The 547-nt window shown below is 71.7% G+C and carries 1 protein-coding gene and 1 pseudogene; both read left to right on the forward strand.

Annotation, left to right across the window (positions count from 1 at the left end):
* A partial coding sequence (locus ACS04_RS31625) for an SCO3933 family regulatory protein (protein ID WP_048480291.1) occupies window positions 1-218 on the forward strand: 218 nt, incomplete at its 5' end.
* A gap of 2 nt (window positions 219-220) precedes the next feature.
* Window positions 221-547: pseudogene (locus ACS04_RS31630) on the forward strand (plasmid transfer protein); the annotation flags it as partial.

Below are 547 nucleotides of genomic sequence, written 5' to 3' on the forward strand. Positions count from 1 at the left end.
CTCCGCTGTCCACGGTGGGCCTGCTGATCTCGGACGAGGGGGAGGGCAACCTCTACCAGGTGACCGTTCCGGAGACCGGTCTCCCCGCTGGCCTGACGCCGGGCATGACGGTGTCGGTGATCGGCCTGAAGGCGCGGGACTGGGAGAACACGTTCAACGGCCAGACCCGGCACGGCATCTCGTTCCGCGCCGTCGCCCTCACTTCGGTCGGGGTCTGACCATGACCGACCTGTCGACGTTATGGGAGGTAGGCCTCCCCCTGGCCGGTGCGGGCGGTGGTCTCGGATACGCGAAGGTCCGCGCGCCGCGCGTGTTCTGGGCCGTGGCCGGTCTGCCCGTGGCGCGGGTCCGGTTTGCGGTGACGTACCGGGCCACGATGGACGTGTGCGGGCTGACGGTCCAGCCGTCCCGCCTGAGGGCGTTCCTGATCCGCAACGTCGCCCGCCGCAGCGACGTCCAGCCCGTACCGCCGAAGGTCCGCCGCGTACGCGGTTCCTCGACCGGCATGCGGGTCACCCTGCGCCTGCCGGCCGGACTGGAGCCCGCC

The organism is Streptomyces roseus (genome assembly GCF_001044425.1).
In the GTDB taxonomy this organism is placed as follows: domain Bacteria; phylum Actinomycetota; class Actinomycetes; order Streptomycetales; family Streptomycetaceae; genus Streptomyces; species Streptomyces roseus.